The sequence below is a fragment of the Azospirillum sp. A29 genome (genome assembly GCF_042604625.1).
GTDB classification, from domain to species: Bacteria; Pseudomonadota; Alphaproteobacteria; order Azospirillales; family Azospirillaceae; genus Azospirillum; species Azospirillum palustre.
In genome coordinates this window covers 170673-187587 of the sequence record NZ_CP170463.1, presented here as the reverse complement: position 1 = coordinate 187587, position 16915 = coordinate 170673, and the positions used below count along the sequence as shown (strand labels likewise).

Below are 16915 nucleotides of genomic sequence, written 5' to 3'. Positions count from 1 at the left end.
CGCCTCCTGCCCCACGCTCCGCCCCATCCGGTCAGGCGGTGATCCGGTTCCGCAGGACGCCGTCCTCCAGGAACAGCCGCACCGTCTCCGCCGCGTTGCGCCGCATCTCCACCGCCGCCTGATCGGAGTGGAAGGCATTGTGCGGCGTCACCACCAGCCGCCCGGCGAGCCAGTCCTCCCGCGCCCGCCACGCATCCAGCAGCGGGTGCGGGGCCGGCGGCTCGACCGGCAGCACGTCGGTCCCGACGGCGGCGAGCCGGCCGCTGCGCAGGGCCGCCTCCAGCGGAACCAGCCCGGCGAACAGCTCGCCGCGCGCGGTGTTGACCAGGATGGCGCCCGGTTTCATCGCCGCCAGGGTGGCCTCGTTCAGCAGGCCGCGCGTCTCGCCGTTCAGCGGGCAGTGGAAGGTGACGATGTCGGATTCGGCGAGCAGCTCCTCCAGCCGGCGGACGCGGCGATAGCCGACCGCCTTCTCGTGCCCGGCCGGCTGAAACGGATCGTAGCCCAGGATGCGGTGTCCGAAGCCCTTCAGCCGGTTCACCACCGCGGTGCCGATCCGCCCGACCCCGACCACCCCGACCGTCGCGGCGTTGGACCGGTGCAGCGGGGTCAAGGTGTTCGCTTGCCACGTCATCGTGTAGCCGCGGGCGCGGGCATCATGCTCCCACAACCGGCGTTGCAGCGACAGGATCATGGCGACGGCGTGGTCGGCGACCTCCTCCGTCCCGTAATCGGGGTTGTTGCAGAACGGAATCCCGGCGGCCTCCAGCGCCGCGACATCGACCCGGTCATAGCCGACGCCGAACCGCACGACGATCCGGCAGCGCTTCAACCGCTCGACGGTGGCAGGGCCGATGCGCGTGCTCCACACGAGCAGGGCATCCAGGCGGGCGAGGCGGTCCGGGTCGAGATCCTCCTCCCGCCGGCAGTCGAGAAAATCGACCTCCGCAAACCCGTCCAGCACGGCGGCTTCAAGATCGGGGGGCGGAATCATGTGGTCGGTGATTCCGACGACCAACCGCCCGGCGCTGTGCTGCCCCATCCCCATCGCTCCCGTCACCGTTCGAACCAAGTGTCCGTATTTTCCCATGCCGCACTGGATTTTCAAAGCCGATTGCCGCTTTGCGTAATAGGAAATGGCCGCCTCGCGCGGAAGGCTCCGGTTTCACTTGCGCGGGCGCAGGAAGAACAGCATGGCGAGACCGGACAGCAGGATCGACAGCATCACCCACCAGAAGGCGTGCGGCGAGACATGATCCTCGATGGCGCCGACCCCCGGCACCCCCGCCACATTCATGCCGAAGATGCCCGAGATCAGGGTCATCGGCGCGAAGATCACGGTCACCACCGCCAGCACATGCAGGCTGTGGTTCTGCTGGTCGGCGACACGAGCGAGAAGCTCGTCCTGCAAAACCTTGGCCCGGTCCTGCAACGCCTCGATGTCGTAGAGCACCCCGGCGAATTTCTCGACCGAATGACCCAGGCGGGCACGATCATCGTCGTCGATCCAGGGCACCCCGCTGGTGGCGAGCCGGCTCAGCGCCGCGCGCTGCGGCGAGACATGGCGGCGCAGCCGGACGATCAGCTGGCGTAGCTGGCCCAGCCGCTGCCGGGCGAGCTGATAGCGTTCGGCCAGCACGGTGTCCTCCACCTTGTCCAGATCGGCTTCGGCCCGCGTCACCACCTCTCCCAGCGTGTCGGCCAGCATGTCGATCAACTCGGCCATCAGGGCGGCGGTGCTGCCGTAGCAGCCCTGGTCGTGCAGGGACTTGCGCAGGCGGTCGATCGCCTTCAGCGGATGCCGCCGGCAGCTGACGATGCGGCGTTCGTCCATGAACAGGCGCAGGGTGCCGATGTCCGACGGCTCGAACTTGAAGTCGTAATGCATGTCGCTCAGCACGGCGAGGAAGCCGTCGTCGAACGGCTCCAGCCGCGTCCGGTCGTCCTTGGCGTCCAACAGGATCTCGCGGGCGAACTCGTCGAGCCCGCTCTTGCGGTCCAGCCAGTCGCGCGCCCGCGCCGAGGCAAGGTTGAAGTGCAGCCACAGCACGCCGCCGCTGCGCTGCTGCGCTGCGTCGATCTCATCGAAGGACACCGGCACCGGCGGCGCATCGGGGGTGAGGAAGTAACCGCAGATCAGGTCGGTCCCGGTATCGAGCTTGATTGGAACTACCATATCCGGCGAACCTTCCATTGCCTCTTCGCCGGCCGGGGGGGCCGGCCGGCGGGCAGGATACGCCGGCGGACGTGCGGCGCAACCTCGTCCTTGGGCGCTTGGAGCAACTGCAACAAGCCCGTCTTGAAACCGTCATCACCCTGTCGCGCGTTTGCGGCATCAACGCGCGGGCGTCACCATTCGACAGGGGCATGACCGTGAGGACCGAGACCGCCGCCGGCGCCCACGACATGGACGCCTGCGATTTTACCCGCCATACCCAAGACTCTGTCGGCCGACTCCGGTCCGACTCGCAGCATCCCGTGATCCGCCAATCCACCGAGGCGGACGTGCCGGCCATGCTGGAGATCTACGGCTACCACATCCAGCACGGCCTCGGCCCCTTCGACATCGAGCCGCTGCACCCGGAAGAGCTGAAGCGCCGGCGCAAGGCGATGCTGAAGCGCCGCCTGCCGCATCTGGTGGCCGACCTGAGCGGCGCCATCGCCGGCTACGCCTATGCGGCCCCCTTCCGCAAGCGCCCGGCCTACCGCTACACGGTCGAACACTCGATCTACGTCCACAAGGATTTCCAGGGCCTTGGGATCGGCCGCCAACTCCTGTCGGCGCTGGTCGATGCCTGCACCGTCGCCGGCTGCCGGCAGATGGTCGCCGTGGTCGACAGCGCCAACGCCCCGTCGCTGCGCCTGCATGAGTCCTGCGGCTTCGAGCAGGCCGGCGTTCTGCGCTCGGTCGGTTTCAAATTCGGCCGCTGGACCGACAGCGTCTTCCTCCAGCGCGCGCTCGGCCCCGCCGACGGCGCGCTGCCCGACGACCATCGCGGCGGCACCGTCCAGGCCGGCGACTGACAGCCTTCCATCCCCCGGAGTTCCCCCATGGATTTCTTTCGACGCTTCTCCTTCCTCGTCTGTGCCCCGGCCTTCGATGCCGACGAGCTGGAGGGCGTGCGCGTGCAGCAGATCGTCGCCGAGGTCGAGCGCATCGGCTTCGAGGTGGTGCGGACGCGCCGCGTCGAGGATGCCGAACTGGCGATCCGCACCGACGCCGCCATCGGCTGCATGATCGTCGATTGGGGCAAGCGCGGGCTGGAGGGCAAGCCGGCCTCGCTGATCGCGCTGGCGCGCAAGCGCGGTCTGGAGATGCCGATCATCCTGCTGGTCCGCCGCCAGCGGCTGGAGAACATTCCGGTCGATGTGCTCAATCAGGTCGACGGCTATGTCTTCTTGGCCGAGGAAACGCCGGAATTCATCGCCAAGAACCTCGTCTCCCGCCTCAAGCAGTATGCCGAGACGCTGAAGACGCCCTTCTTCGGCGAACTGGTGGATTACGCCGAGGAAGGCAACCAGCTGTGGACCTGCCCCGGCCACAATGGCGGCATCTTCTACAGCCGCAGCCCCATCGGCCGCATCTTCGTCGAGCATCTGGGCGAGGCGGTGTTCCGCGACGACATCGACAACTCGGTGCTGGAGATGGGCGACCTGCTGGTCCATGAGGGGCCGGCGCTGAAGGCGCAGAAGGAAGCCGCCAAGATCTTCGGTGCCGAGCGCACTTACTTCGTGCTCAACGGCACCTCTGCCTCCAACAAGATCGTCCTGTCGGCGCTGGTGGCGGAGGACGACCTCGTCCTGTTCGACCGCAACAACCACAAGGCCGCCCACCATGGCGGGCTGTTCCTCGGCGGCGGCATCCCGATTTTCCTGGAGACCGACCGCAACCCCTACGGCCTGATCGGTCCCATCGACCACGAGGCGCTGGACGAGGAACGCATCCGCGAGAAGATCCGTAAAAACCCGCTGGTCAAGGATCCGGACGCCTGGAAGCGCGAGCGGCCCTTCCGCGCCGCGGTGATCCAGCAATGCAGCTACGACGGCACCATCTACAGCGCCGAGACCATCCTGGCGAAGATCGGCCATCTCTGCGACTACATCCTCTTCGACGAGGCGTGGGCCGGTTTCCTGAAGTTCCACCCGCTGTTCAAGGGCCGCTTCGCCATGGGGCTGGACAGCCTGCATGACGGCCACCCCGGCATCATCGCCACCCAGTCCACCCACAAGCAGCTGGCGAGCTTCTCCCAGGCCTCGCAGATCCATGTGAAGGACAGCCACATCAAGGGGCAGCGCCGCCGGGTGGAACATCGCCGATTCAACGAGACCTTCCTGCTGCACGCCTCGACATCGCCCTTCTACCCGCTGTTCGCCTCGCTCGACGTCGGCGCGCAGATGATGAAGGGCAGGTCCGGCGAGGTGCTGTGGGACGACACGATCCGGCTGGGCATCGAGCTGCGCAAGAAGCTGCGCGCCATCCGCCGCGAGTTCGACGAGCGCGAGAGCGACCCGGCGCGCCGCTGGTTCTTCGACCCCTTCGTGCCCGACCGGGTGGAGGTCGGCGGCACCACGACAGCGTGGGAGGATGTGCCGACCGACGCGCTGGCCTCCGACGTGCGGCATTGGGAATTCGTGCCGGGGGCGGACTGGCACGGCTTCCGCCATGTGGCGGCCGGCTATGCGATGACCGACCCCAACAAGCTGACCCTGCTCACCCCCGGCTTCGACCGCCGCACCGGGGCCTATGAGGACCACGGCATCCCGGCGCCGGTGGTGGCGCAGTATCTACGCGAGAACCGCATCGTTCCGGAGAAGAACGACCTGAACTCGATCCTCTTCCTGCTGACGCCCGGCGTGGAATCGAGCAAGGCCGGCACGCTGCTGAGCGCCCTGGTGGCGTTCAAGCGGCTGCACGACGACAATGCGCTGCTGGAGGACGTGATCCCGGAATTCGTCGCCCGCCGCCCCGCCCGCTACACCGGCCGCCGGCTGCGGGACCTGTGCGCCGAGATGCACGCCTATTACCGCGAGCGCGGCACCAACGACCTGCAGCGCCGCATGTTCCGCCCCGACCATCTGCCGGCGATGGTGATGCCGCCGCGCGAAGCGGTGCGGCATCTGGTGCGCAACGACGTGGATTACCTGCCCATCGACCGCATCGCCGGGCGGATCGCCACCACCCTGTGGGTCGTCTACCCGCCGGGCATCGCCACCATCGTGCCGGGCGAGCGGCTGGACGACCATGCCCGGCCGATGATCGAATATCTCCAGGTCTTCCAAGAGGGCGCCAACCGCTTCCCCGGCTTCGACAACGAGATCCAGGGCCTGTACCGCGAGACGGAGCCCGACGGGTCGATCCGCTTCTACACCTATGTCGTGCGCGAACCCGGCGCGGACTGAACCCGCGCCGGGATTTGGCGGAGGCGGTTCGAACCGCCTCCTCTCCAATCTTCAATAGGGCCGGTCGCCCAGAACGGTGGCGCGGTGCATGATGCGCCGGTGCGGCGAATAGTCGTTCACCGCGTAATGCTGGGTCGACCGGTTGTCCCACAGCACCAGATCGTCCTCTTTCCAGCGCCAGCGCACGGTGAATTCCGGGCGGCTGATGTGGTCGTACAGGAACTCAAGGATCGCAGCGCTTTCCCGGTCGCTCAGCCCGACGATGCGGGACGTGAAGTTCTCGTTCACGAACAGGGCCTTGGCACCGCTGACCGGATGGGTGCGGATGACCGGATGCACCACGGCCGGATGCTTGTCGCGCGCCGTCTTCCAGCGGGCGTGGGTCTCGGGATCGCCGTTGTGCCGCCATTCCGGGAAGGAGCGGGTGAAGTCGTGCAGCGCCTTCAGCGGCTCCAGCAGGCGGCGGATCGGCTCCGACAGGCCGTTGTAGGCGGCGATGTTGCTGGCCCACACCGTGTCGCCGCCGATGGGCGGAATCAGCTTGCCGGACAGGGCGACGATAGCCGGCGGCGTTTCGATGCAGGTGACGTCGGTGTGCCAGACGTCGTTGTCGGTCGGGTTGTGCGGCCCGGTGTCCAGCACCATGATCTCCGGCTGCTCGGGCACCTTCGGATAGATCGGGTGGACGTGCAGCTGGCCGAAACGGGCGGCGAAGTCGCGCTGCGCCTGTGGCGTCAGCGGCTGGTTCTCGAAGAACAGCACCTGATGGGCGACCAGCGCCCGCTCCAGAGCCGCCGCTTCGCTGTCGGACAGCGGGCGGGAGAGGTCGATCCCCTCCACTCGCGCGCCGATGGCGGGGCTGACGGGCGTGACGGTCAGGGCGGACAAGGCGATGTCTGGCATGGCGGTTCCCCAATCTTTTTGTATGGCGATTTCTGGAATTCCGGCGGTCTGCCGTCCTCAGGACTTGCCCTTCCATGGCACCAGCCACGCTTCCAGCAGGCGCATTCCGTAGGAAAAGGCGAAGGCGAAGACCGCGATGATGCCGATGCCGACGAAGACCACGTCGGTGGCGAGGAAATGCGAGGCGGACATGATCATGAAGCCGATGCCGCGGGTGGCGGCGATCAGTTCCGCCGCGACCAGCGTGCTCCAGCCGACGCCGATGCCGATGCGCAGGCCGGTCAGGATCTCCGGCAGGGCGCTGGGCAGCACGATGGTGCGGAACAGCTGCCAGCGGCTGGCGCCCAGCGACAGCGCGGCGTTCACCCGTTCGATCGGCAGCGCCCGCACCCCGGCCTGCGCCGACAGGCAGACCGGCGCGAACATCGCCAAAGTCAGCAGGACAATCTTCGACACCTCGCCGATGCCGAGCCAGATGATCATTAGCGGCAGATAGGCCAGCGGCGGCAGCGGCCAGTAGAACTCGATGGGCGTGTCGAAAACCCCCTTGGCCCAACGGTTCAGCCCCATCGCCAGCCCCAGCGGGATGCCGAGCGAGGCGGCGATGACGGCGGCCGAAAAGATACGGAACAGGCTGGCCGACACATGCTCCCACAGGGTGGCGCCGGCATAGCCATCCTCGAAGACCGCCAGGAACTGGGTCGCCACCTCCTGCGGGGTCGGCAGGAACAGCGGCGGCACCAGCCGGTAATGGGTCACCAGGAACCATGCCGCCAGCAGCAGCAGGGCGGTGGCGAGGCTGATCGGACCGGTGCGCGCGCCGTCCAGCCCGAAGGGGTGGAGCCGGACGATCTTCGGCCGGGCCGCCGGGCCGACGACTTGGTCGCCAGGACGGGCGATGTCGGTCATTGCAGCACCGTCCGGCGGGACTCCGCCTCGGCATGCGGGCGATGCACCAGGGACCGGATCTCGTCATAGAGATCGGCGAACTCCGGCGCCGACAGGATGGCGCGCACGTCGCGCTCGGCGGCGAAGCGGCGGACGAAATCCAGATCGAAACGGGCGACGATCCGGCCGGGCCGCGGCGACATCACCACCACCGTGGTGCCGAGGAACAGCGCCTCCTCGATGGAATGGGTGATGAAGAAGATGCGTTTTCCGGTGCGCGCCCAGACGTCGATCAGCATTTCCTGCATCTGTTCGCGGGTCAGGCTGTCGAGCGCGCCGAACGGCTCGTCCATCAGCAGGATCTTCGGGTCGGTCGCCAGCGCGCGGGCGATGCCGACGCGCTGACGCATGCCGCCCGACAGCTCGTGCGGGGAAGCGTCGGCGAAGCTTTCCAGCCCGACCAGTCCCAGCAGCTCCTCCGCCCGTTCGCGCTGCTCCCTGGCGGGAACCCCGGCGAAGCGCAGGCCGAGCGCCACATTGTCGGCGACGCTGCTCCAGGGCAGCAGGGTATCCTTCTGGAACACCACGCCGCGGTCGGCGCCGGGGCTGGCGACCGGCTGGCCGTCCAGCGTGATCGATCCGTCCGACAGGGGCAGGAAGCCGGCGATGGCGTTCAGCAGCGTCGACTTCCCGCAGCCCGAAGCCCCCAGCGCCACGACGATGCTGTTGGCGTCGATGTCGAGCGATGCACGGTCCAGCGCATGGACCACCCGGCCGTCACGGGCAGAGAAGAAGATGCTGGCGTTGCGGACCTGGAGCATGGGCGCTCTCCTGTCGGCGATTAAATTAGCGGACGTCCTTGACGTAATCGGCGGTGACGAAGCCGCCGTAGCTGGGCAGCACGGTGGTGATCTTCTTCTGCTCCTTCAGGAACTCCGCCGTGTCCTTCAGGATCTTGCCCGCACCGCTTCCCTCGCCGCCGGCCAGCCAGGCGGTGGAGGCCTGCACCTCCGCCGGGACCAGCGACAGGTTGGTCAGCGCCGACGCTTGATCGGAGGGCGTGCCGCCCAGCAGCTTCGCCAGCGTCTTCGCATTCTCAGAATCCGGCCCCCAGGCCGCCTTGTCGTTGCGGAAGGAGGCGCTGTAGCGCTCGATGGTGCCGGCGAAGCCCTTGAGGAAGGCGGGATTGTCCTTGGCGAAGGCGGCGGTCGCCACCCAGGCGCTGAAGGTCGGGGCGCCACGGTCGGCCACCTCGCGCGAGGTCAGCAGCACCTTGCCGGTCTTCTTCAGCTCGGTCAGGGCGGGATCCCAGACGAAGGCGCCCTCCAGGTCGCCGCGGTTCCAGGCGGCGACGATGTCCGGCTGCGGGATGGCGAAGACCTGGGCGTCGCGTTCCGTCAGCTTCTCCTGCTTCAGCACGGCGAGCAGCTGGTAATGGTCGGTGGAGACGGGAGCCGCCGCCAGCTTCTTGCCCTTCAGGTCCGACGGCTTTTCGATGCCGGAGCCGTTGCGCACCACCAGCGCCTCGTCGGTGCCGGAGATGGTCGCGAGATGGAAGGCCTTCACGTCCAGCCCGCGGCTGACCGCGGCGGCGAAGGGGCTGGAGCCGACATAGCCGACCTGCACGTCGCCCGAGGCGATGGCGGCGAAGATCTCCGCGCCCGAGTTGAATTTGCGGAAGTCGATCTCGGTGCCGGTCGCCTTGGCGAAATCGCCGTTGGCGATGGCGACCGAGGAAGGCAGCGCGTCGGTCTGGTAGCCGACCACGACCTTGCCGGACGCGGCTTCGGCGACGGTGGAGGCGGCAAAGGGGGCGACCGCCGCCAGCGCGGTAGAGAGGAGGGTGGGCAGAATGGGCTTCATCGTCGTTTCCCCCGTCACGGTGTGAATGCCGGCCTGCGAGCGCCGGAAATCCGAATGTCCGTGAACCTTAAAGCGACGCTCGCGCCGTTGTCATCATAAAATCTACATCTCTACAGGGAAATAGTTTATATATACAAAAATCAGATGCTTAATAACGTCGGCGGTGCCTACCGGATCGAGTGGGACGCTGGATTTTCCCGCCATCGGCTGGACAAGAGCGGTACCGTTTCCGCTGAAAATATCGGCGGATACGAAGCTGACCCTTGACCCCGACGTTTTTTCCCACTTTCCTATAGACAATAATATATTTAAACAGACTCCATCTGTTATATCTGCCTACCGGTGGGAAGCGCCACGCCCCCAAACCATCTGACCAAGGAGTTGCGCCATGCAGGGTTTGAGTGATTTCGACCGGATGGTGATGGCGTCCCTCTGCCCCTCGGGCACGCTGGTTCTGCCGCTCCTGCCGCCCGACGGGCAGATGGCAGACCCGGCAGACGGAATCCGGGGCGATGAGCCTCCGGACCGCGGCCTGCTTCCCCTCGGCCTCGGCATCATCTCGGCCATTCTCCTGGCATCGCTGGCGGCGCTGGCCTGATCCGGCCGGCAGCGGCCGCCAAACTCTCGAAGGATAAGAAAAAGTGGCGGTTCAGGACCATGACGCATACTGGCAGCCCGGTCTGGAAACCCAGAGCCGTGCCGACTGGCGGCAATTGCAGCTCGACCTGCTGAAGGATCATCTGCGGCACGCTTACGATGGCTCGCCCTACTACCGCGCCGCCTTCGATGCGCAGGGGGTGTCACCGGGGGACCTGCACACGCTGGACGACCTGCGGCGTTTCCCCTTCCTGGACAAGGCGACCATCCGCGACCGCCAGGTCGCGGTGCCGCCCTTCGGCGATCTGGTCGCCGTGCCGGAACGGGAGATCGTCTACATCTCCGCCTCCAGCGGATCGACCGGGGTGCCGACCGCCTCGCCCTTCACCGCCAAGGATTTCGAGGAGTGGATCGACTATGAGGCGCGGCAGTTCTGGTCGAGCGGCCTGCGCCCGACCGACCGCTACGCCCATGCGCTGAACTTCTCGCTGTTCGTCGGCGGCCCCTGCGTGCTGGGCGCGCAGAAGCTGGGGGCGCTCAGCATCCATGCCGGCACCCTGCCGTCGGAACGGCTGCTGGCGGTGCTGAACCAGTTCAAGGCGACGGCGCTGTGGACGACGCCGTCCTACGCCTGGCACCTCGGCGAGACCGCCCAGCGCGAGGGCATCGACCCGGCCCGCGATCTCGCCGTCCGCCGCCTGTTCGTGGCGGGCGAGCCCGGCGGCTCGATCCCGGAGACGCGCGAACGGATCGAGGCGCTGTGGGGGGCGGAGGTCTACGACTATTACGGCCTGTCCGACATCTTCGGCTCCTGCGCCGGCATGTGCGTGGAGAAGGACGGGCTGCATTGGGCCGAGGACCATATCCTGGTCGAGGTGCTGAATCCCGAAACGCTCGAACCGGTGGCGGAGGGCGAGCGCGGCGAGCTGGTGCTGACCACCCTGCGCAAGCGCGCCCGCCCGATCATCCGCTTCCGCACCGGCGACATCGTGTCGGTGACGACGGAGCCCTGCCGCTGCGGCCGCACCTCCCTGCGGCTGAAGGGCGTGCATGGGCGGCTCGACGACATGCTGATCGTCAAGGGCGTCAACCTGTTCCCCGGCGACGTGGAGGCGGTGGTGCGCCAGGACCCGGCGCTGACCGGCGAATACCGGCTGGTGCTCGACCGGGTCGAGCGGCTGGACCGCCTGACGGTCGAGGCGGAACACACCCAGGGCTTCAACGGCGATCTGGAAGAGCTGCGGGGCCGGCTGCGCCGCCAACTGAAGGCCGCCACCGGCGTCGGGGCGGAGGTTGCCCTGCTCGCCCCCGGCACGCTGCCCCGTGCCGTCCACAAGGCCAAGCGAATCGACGACCGCCGCCAGCATGTGTGGTCGTGACCCAATCCCCTGACGGAGCCCGCTCCCATGCCGGACACCCATAATCCCGTCGCCGAACAGCGTCCCGACGACATCGCGCCCGAACACATTGCGCTGGCGACCGACCGCCTGTTCCTCAACGCCCGCACGCCGCAATCCTGGTCCGACCGGCCGGTCCCGGTGGAGACCCTGCATCGCCTCTACGATCTGGTCCGGCTGGCGCCGACCGCCTTCAACGGCAGCCCGGCGCGCTTCGTCTTCCTGACCACGCTGGAGGCGAAGGAGCGGCTGCGCCCGGCATTGAGCCGCGGCAACCAGTCCAAGCTGGCGGCCGGCGCCATCGCCATCGTCGCCTATGACCGCCGCTTCTTCGAACATCTGCCGCTGCTGAGCCCGCATTACGACCCCTCGCCGATGTTCGTCGACGAGCCGTCGCTGGCCGAGACCACGGCCTTCCGCAACGGGTCGCTCCAGGCCGGCTACCTGATCCTGGCCGCCCGGCTGCTGGGTCTGGATGCCGGGCCGATGTCCGGCTTCGATGCCGAAGCGGTCGATGCGGAGTTCTTCGCCGACGGCCGGCTGCGCACCAACCTGCTGGTGGCTCTGGGCCATGCCGACGGGCCGCCATCGCGCCCGCGCGCCCCGCGGCTGGACGCGTCGAAGGCGGTGGTGATCCTTTGAGCCCAACGCCGTAGCGGCCGACAATTCCCGGCCGAACGGGAGATCGATCATGAGCGTGAACGACACGGCCGCCGCCCTGCCGGCGGCCAACGGCGGAGCCTTGCCAATCGGCGGCGGCCTGCCGTCCAACCTCCTCCTACGGTTTTCCGCCGCCGCCCTGCTGTGGTTCGCCGCCTCCGGGGTGACGGCCCTGTGGCCCGACGCCGCCGACGCCCAGGAGTGGGAACGCACCGGCGAGTTCGCCAGCCTGCTGGTGGTCACCGCCGGGCTGCTGGTGCTGGCCGCCCTGCTGGCCGCGGCGGTCCGCCCGGCGCCGCGCAGCCGGCTGGAATCTGCGATTGCCGGCCTCTCGGCGTCCGTTCCCTGGCTGATCGCCCTGGCGCTGGGCGTCACCGGCTGGGAAATCCTGACCGCCAAGCTCAATCTGCTGCCGCGGCCCTTCTTCGTCCCGCCGCAGGCGCTGCTGGAGGTCTATCTCGATGACTGGCCGCGGCTGCTCGACTGCTTCGCCGCGTCGCTGAGGCTGCTGGTCACCGGCTATGCCGTGGGTTCGATCCTCGGCGTGGTGACCGGCGTCGCCATCGGCTGGTCGCGTGCGGTCGGCTATTGGGTCCACCCGGTTCTGCGGCTGATCGGTCCGCTGCCGGCCACCGCATGGCTGCCCATCGCCTTCTTCGCCTTTCCGACCAGTTGGAGCGCCAGCGTCTTCCTGATTGCGCTGGCCAGCGGCGTGCCGGTAACCGTCCTCACCTGGTCCGGCGTGGCCGGGGTCAACAGCGCCTATTACGACATCGCCCGCACGCTGGGCGCCTCCCCGCGCTTCCTGGTGCTGAAGGTCGCCGTCCCGGCGGCGATGCCGCATGTCTTCGTCGGGCTGTTCATGGGACTGGGCGCCTCCTTCGCCGTTCTGGTGGTGGCGGAGATGCTGGGCGTGAAGTCCGGGGTCGGCTGGTACCTGCAATGGGCCCAGGGCTGGGCCGCCTACGGCAACATGTATGCGGCCCTGCTGGTGATGGCGCTGCTCTGCTCCGGTCTGGTGACGCTGCTGTTCCGCGTCCGCGACCGCCTGCTCGCCTGGCAGAAGGGAATGCTCAAATGGTAGCGCTCGAAAACACCGGCACGGCGGGAATGACGATCGACGTGCAGGCGGTCAGCCACAGCTTCGAACTGCATGGATCTCCGCTGCCGGTGCTGGACGGGGTGGAACTGCGGGTCGAGCCGGGCGAACTGGTCGCCCTGCTGGGGCCGAGCGGCTGCGGCAAGTCCACCCTGCTGCGGCTGGTCGCCGGACTGGAACCGCCCAGCCGCGGCAGCATCCTGGCCGATGGCCGCCCCATCGACGGTCCCGACCCGTCCCGCGTCGTCGTCTTCCAGGACCCGACGCTCTATCCCTGGCGCACCGTCCGCGACAATGTCGCCCTGGGACTGGAGGCGCGCGGCCTGCTGCGCTCGCAAGGCCATCGGATCGACAAGGCGTTGGCCCTGGTCGGGCTGACCGGTTTCGAGAAGGCCTATCCGCACCAGTTGTCGGGCGGCATGGCCCAGCGCGCGGCGCTGGCCCGTGCGCTGGTCAACGACCCGCGCCTGCTGATCCTCGACGAACCGCTGGGCAAGCTGGACAGCCTGACCCGGCTGGCCATGCAGAGCGAACTGGTCGATCTGTGGCGCAGTTCGGGCTTCACCGGCCTGCTGGTCACCCACGACATCGAAGAGGCGCTGTTCATGGCGACCCGCGTGATCGTGTTCAGCGGCCGCCCGGCCCGCATCAAGGCCGATCTGCCCGTGGACCGTCCCTATCCCCGCCACCGCGGCGATCCGGTTCTGACCGGGCTTCGCCACCGCATCCTAGAACTGCTCGGCCTTGCCGAGACCTGGTGAGGACACCCGACCATGCCCGACAACCTCCCACCCGATACCGCCACCCCGAACCTTCCCCGCCTGCGCGGTTTCATCGCCGACTTCACCCGGCTGGTGGAGCGGCATGGCGACGACGAGGCGGCCGTGCTCGATGCCGGCCGTGCCCTGCTGGCCGGGCTGATCGCCGTCGACGACTGGCTGCCCGACGCCTATGCCCAGCCCGACCCGGTGCATTACCGCCAATATCTGCTGCATTGCGACCCGTACGAGCGCCTCTCCGTCGTCAGCTTCGTCTGGGGACCGGGGCAACGGACGCCGATTCACGACCACACCGTCTGGGGCCTCGTCGGCATCCTGCGCGGGGCGGAGCGGTCGCAACGTTACGACCTCCAGCCGCTGGGCGGCCCGCCCGTCGCCTCTCCGCCCGAAATCCTGAAGGCCGGGTCGGTCGAGGCGGTGTCGCCCCGCATCGGCGATGTCCATGCGATCTCCAACGCGCTGGCTGACCGGCCATCCATCAGCATCCATGTCTATGGCGGCAACATCGGCGCCGTCCGGCGGTCGGTGTTCGACCCGCTGACCGGCCAGCGCAAGCCGTTCATCTCCGGCTATGCCAACAACGCCCTGCCCAACCTGTGGGACCGCTCGCAGCCCGTCCCCCACGCCGCCTGAGGATCCGTCACCGCCATGACCGCAGCAGTCACCGCAGCCGCCCCGCTTGCCACCCGCCGCCCCGCCGACATCCGCCGCGCCTGGATCGAGCGCGACGAGGTCGCCCTGCTCGACGCGCGGGAGGAAGGCCCCTATTCGCTGTCCCACCCGCTGTTCGCCGTCTCCGTCCCGCTGAGCCGGGTCGAGCTGCTCGCTTACGACCTGCTGCCGCGGCGCGACGTGCCGATCACCGTCTATGACGATGGCGAGGGCTATGCCGAGCCGGCCGCCCGCCGGCTCCAGACGCTGGGCTACAGCGACGTGACCCTGCTGGAGGGTGGCTTGGCCGGCTGGATCGCCGCCGGCTTCGAGGTCTACCGGGACGTGAACGTGCCGAGCAAGGCCTTCGGCGAGTGGGTCGAGCATCATCGCCACACCCCCTCGCTGCCGGCGGCGGAGGTCAAGGCGCTGCTCGACGCCAAGGCCGATCTGGTCATCCTCGACGCCCGCCGTTTCGAGGAATACCGCACCATGTCGATCCCCGGCGGCATCAGCGTGCCGGGGGCAGAACTGGTCAAGCGCGTCCACGACATCGCCCCCGACCCCGAGACGCTGGTGGTGGTCAACTGCGCCGGCCGCACGCGGTCGATCATCGGCACCCAGTCCCTGGTCAATGCGGGCATACCCAACCGGGTCGCCGCCATGCGCAACGGCACCATCGGCTGGACGCTGGCCGGGCTGACGCTGGACAGCGGGCGCGAGGGCCGCTTCCCGGAGGTCTCGGCAGAGGGCGACGCCGCCGGCCGCCGGGCGGCGCGGGCGGTTGCCGACCGGGCCGGCGTCGGCCGGATCGACGCGAGGACGCTCGACCGCTTCCGCGGCGACGAGCGCCGGACGCTCCATCTCTTCGACGTTCGCACGCCGGAGGAATACGAGGCCGGCCATCTGCCGGGCTTCCGCCACGCTGCCGGCGGCCAGCTGGTCCAGGCGACCGACGAGTATGTGGGGGTGCGCGGCGCCCGCATCGTCCTGGCCGACGATCCCGCCGGCGGTGGCGGTCCGCGCGCCGACATGACCGCATCCTGGCTGTCGCAGCTCGGCTGGGAGGTCCATGTGCTGGAGGGCGACGTCTCCGACCTGGGCAGCGAGAGCGGCCCCGACCGCCGCCGCCTGCCGCCGGAACCGGAGGTGAGCGCCGAGATCATAGCGCCGCGCGACCTGCTGGCCTTGCTGGAGAATGGCGAAGCGGCGGTGATCGACATCACCCGCAGCCCGCGCTACCGCGCCGGCCACATTCCGGGTGCACACTTCTCCACCCGTGCCCGGCTGGCCGGCACCATTGCCCGCCTGCCCAAGGGGGTCCGGCCGGTGCTGACCTGCGGCGACGGCACGCTGACCCGCTATGCCATCGCCGATTTCCCCGCCGGCCAGCGTCCGCTTCTGCTGGCGGGCGGCACCAAGGGCTGGGTTACCGCCGGACTGCCGCTCAGCACCGATCTCGACCGGCTGGGGGGCGAACCCGACGACGTCTACAAGCGCCCCTACGAGGGCACCGACAACAGCGCCGCCGCCATGCAGGGCTACATCGATTGGGAGCTTGAACTGGTCGATCAGCTCAAGCGCGACGGCGCCCACAATTTCCACGTCATCTAACGCACCGGATGGGACAGCTCATGACCAAGCCCTTTTCCATTCGGCGGCGGATCCTGCTGGGCACGGCGCTGCTTCTCGCCGGCGGGATCACCGCCTCGATGCCGCAGGTGGCGCGGGCCGAGGCGACGGAGGTTCACTTCGCCCGCAATCTCGGCCTCGGCTATCTGCCGCTCTATGTCATGCAGGACAAGGGGTTGGTCGAAAAACAGGCCCGCGCCGCCGGGCTGGGCGAGGTGAAGGCCAGCTACACCCCGCTCGGCAACCCGACGACGATCACCGAAGCCACCCTGTCCGGCAACGCCGATTTCGGCGCGGCCGGCGTGCCGGCCTTCATCATCGCCTGGGATAAGACGAAGGGGAACGCCAACCTGCGCGGGCTGGCGGCGCTGAACGCCCAGCCGGCCTATCTCAACACCAACCGGCCCGAGGTGAAGAGCCTCAAGGACTTCACCGAGAAGGACCGCATCGTCGTCCCCTCGGTCCGTGCCTCGTATCAGGCCATCGTGCTGCAGATCGCGGCGGAGAAGACCTTCGGTCCCGGCCAGCATGCGAAGCTGGACCCCCAGACCGTCTCGCTGGCCCACCCCGACGGCACCGCCGCCCTGCTGTCCGGCAAGACGGAGATCACCGCCCATTTCACCAGCCCGCCCTTCCAGGACCAGCAGCTGCGCGATCCCAAGATCCACAAGATGCTGAGCAGCTACGACGTTCTGGGCGGCCCCGCCTCCTTCAGCGCGCTGTGGACCTCCACCGCGTTCCACGACGCCAACCCGAAGCTGACCAGAGCGGTGCTGGCGGCGCTTGAGGAAGCCGTGGCGCAGATCAAGGCCGACCCGCAGGAGGCGGCGCGCGCCTACATCCGCATCGAGAACTCCAAGCTCGGCGCGGAGGAGGTGGCGGCGATGATCGCTCATCCGGAGATCTCCTACGATCTTACCCCGCGCGGCATCGGCATTTTCACCGACTTCATGGCGCGCATCGGCTCCATCCGCAACCGGCCGGCCGACTGGCGCGACCTGTTCTTCGCCGATATCCACGACCGCGCCGGCAGCTGAGGTCCCGCC

General features: G+C 68.4%; 16 protein-coding genes. 10 read left to right on the top strand and 6 right to left on the bottom strand.

All coding sequences use genetic code 11. The features are described from left to right. Positions 1 to 31: 31 nt before the first annotated feature. Entirely contained in the window at positions 32 to 1042 is a 1011-nt protein-coding gene (locus ABNQ38_RS09455) for a C-terminal binding protein (protein ID WP_377807224.1), read from the bottom strand. A 123-nt stretch (positions 1043 to 1165) separates the two neighbouring features. Beyond that, positions 1166 to 2176 (bottom strand): CorA family divalent cation transporter, encoded by a 1011-nt coding sequence (locus ABNQ38_RS09450; RefSeq protein WP_377807223.1) that lies wholly within the window; start codon positions 2174 to 2176, stop codon positions 1166 to 1168. Between the two features lie 191 nt (positions 2177 to 2367). On the opposite strand from ABNQ38_RS09450, the gene ABNQ38_RS09445 reads away from it, so the two are divergent. Next, positions 2368 to 3024 (top strand): GNAT family N-acetyltransferase, encoded by a 657-nt coding sequence (locus ABNQ38_RS09445; protein ID WP_377807222.1) that lies wholly within the window; start codon positions 2368 to 2370, stop codon positions 3022 to 3024. Positions 3025 to 3051: 27 nt separating this feature from the next. Beyond that, a complete protein-coding gene (locus ABNQ38_RS09440) occupies positions 3052 to 5400 on the top strand; it encodes an Orn/Lys/Arg decarboxylase N-terminal domain-containing protein (RefSeq protein ID WP_377807221.1) in 2349 nt (782 codons plus the stop codon). Between the two features lie 51 nt (positions 5401 to 5451). On the opposite strand, the gene tauD is transcribed toward ABNQ38_RS09440, so the two are convergent. From tauD to tauA, 4 genes are read right to left on the bottom strand one after another with little or no spacing between them, the layout of a single operon-like run. Continuing rightward, positions 5452 to 6303, bottom strand: coding sequence for a taurine dioxygenase (tauD, locus tag ABNQ38_RS09435; protein WP_377807220.1), 852 nt, complete (start codon positions 6301 to 6303; stop codon positions 5452 to 5454). A 57-nt stretch (positions 6304 to 6360) separates the two neighbouring features. Next, positions 6361 to 7212 (bottom strand): ABC transporter permease subunit, encoded by an 852-nt coding sequence (locus ABNQ38_RS09430; RefSeq protein WP_377807219.1) that lies wholly within the window; start codon positions 7210 to 7212, stop codon positions 6361 to 6363. Continuing rightward, the gene (locus ABNQ38_RS09425) at positions 7209 to 8012 is read right to left on the bottom strand and encodes a taurine ABC transporter ATP-binding protein (RefSeq protein WP_377807218.1); all 804 of its coding nucleotides are present in this window, start codon (positions 8010 to 8012) and stop codon (positions 7209 to 7211) included. Before ABNQ38_RS09425 ends, ABNQ38_RS09430 begins: the two co-directional genes overlap by 4 nt. 25 nt (positions 8013 to 8037) lie before the next feature. Continuing rightward, positions 8038 to 9054: a taurine ABC transporter substrate-binding protein gene (tauA, locus tag ABNQ38_RS09420; protein WP_377807217.1), complete on the bottom strand. Its 1017-nt coding sequence runs from the start codon at positions 9052 to 9054 to the stop codon at positions 8038 to 8040. A gap of 388 nt (positions 9055 to 9442) precedes the next feature. Here tauA and ABNQ38_RS09415 point away from each other — a divergent pair, with 388 nt between their 5' ends. The 8 genes from ABNQ38_RS09415 to ABNQ38_RS09380 are packed head-to-tail and all read left to right on the top strand — an operon-like array spanning position 9443 to position 16906. Next, positions 9443 to 9652: a hypothetical protein gene (locus ABNQ38_RS09415; RefSeq protein ID WP_377807216.1), complete on the top strand. Its 210-nt coding sequence runs from the start codon at positions 9443 to 9445 to the stop codon at positions 9650 to 9652. Between the two features lie 43 nt (positions 9653 to 9695). After that, positions 9696 to 11030: a phenylacetate--CoA ligase family protein gene (locus ABNQ38_RS09410; RefSeq protein WP_377807215.1), complete on the top strand. Its 1335-nt coding sequence runs from the start codon at positions 9696 to 9698 to the stop codon at positions 11028 to 11030. A 27-nt stretch (positions 11031 to 11057) separates the two neighbouring features. After that, complete coding sequence (locus tag ABNQ38_RS09405) at positions 11058 to 11690, top strand: malonic semialdehyde reductase (protein ID WP_377807214.1); 633 nt, start codon at positions 11058 to 11060, stop codon at positions 11688 to 11690. A gap of 49 nt (positions 11691 to 11739) precedes the next feature. After that, positions 11740 to 12792 (top strand): ABC transporter permease, encoded by a 1053-nt coding sequence (locus ABNQ38_RS09400; protein WP_377807212.1) that lies wholly within the window; start codon positions 11740 to 11742, stop codon positions 12790 to 12792. After that, complete coding sequence (locus ABNQ38_RS09395; RefSeq protein ID WP_377807211.1) at positions 12786 to 13568, top strand: ABC transporter ATP-binding protein; 783 nt, start codon at positions 12786 to 12788, stop codon at positions 13566 to 13568. The genes ABNQ38_RS09400 and ABNQ38_RS09395 overlap by 7 nt, the downstream gene beginning before the upstream one ends. Positions 13569 to 13580: 12 nt before the next feature. After that, on the top strand, positions 13581 to 14219 hold the full coding sequence (locus ABNQ38_RS09390; protein WP_377807209.1) for a cysteine dioxygenase: 639 nt from the start codon (positions 13581 to 13583) through the stop codon (positions 14217 to 14219). A gap of 15 nt (positions 14220 to 14234) precedes the next feature. Continuing rightward, positions 14235 to 15851, top strand: coding sequence for a rhodanese-like domain-containing protein (locus ABNQ38_RS09385; RefSeq protein ID WP_377807208.1), 1617 nt, complete (start codon positions 14235 to 14237; stop codon positions 15849 to 15851). Between the two features lie 20 nt (positions 15852 to 15871). Next, the gene (locus tag ABNQ38_RS09380; RefSeq protein WP_377807207.1) at positions 15872 to 16906 is read left to right on the top strand and encodes an ABC transporter substrate-binding protein; all 1035 of its coding nucleotides are present in this window, start codon (positions 15872 to 15874) and stop codon (positions 16904 to 16906) included. Positions 16907 to 16915: the final 9 nt, after the last annotated feature.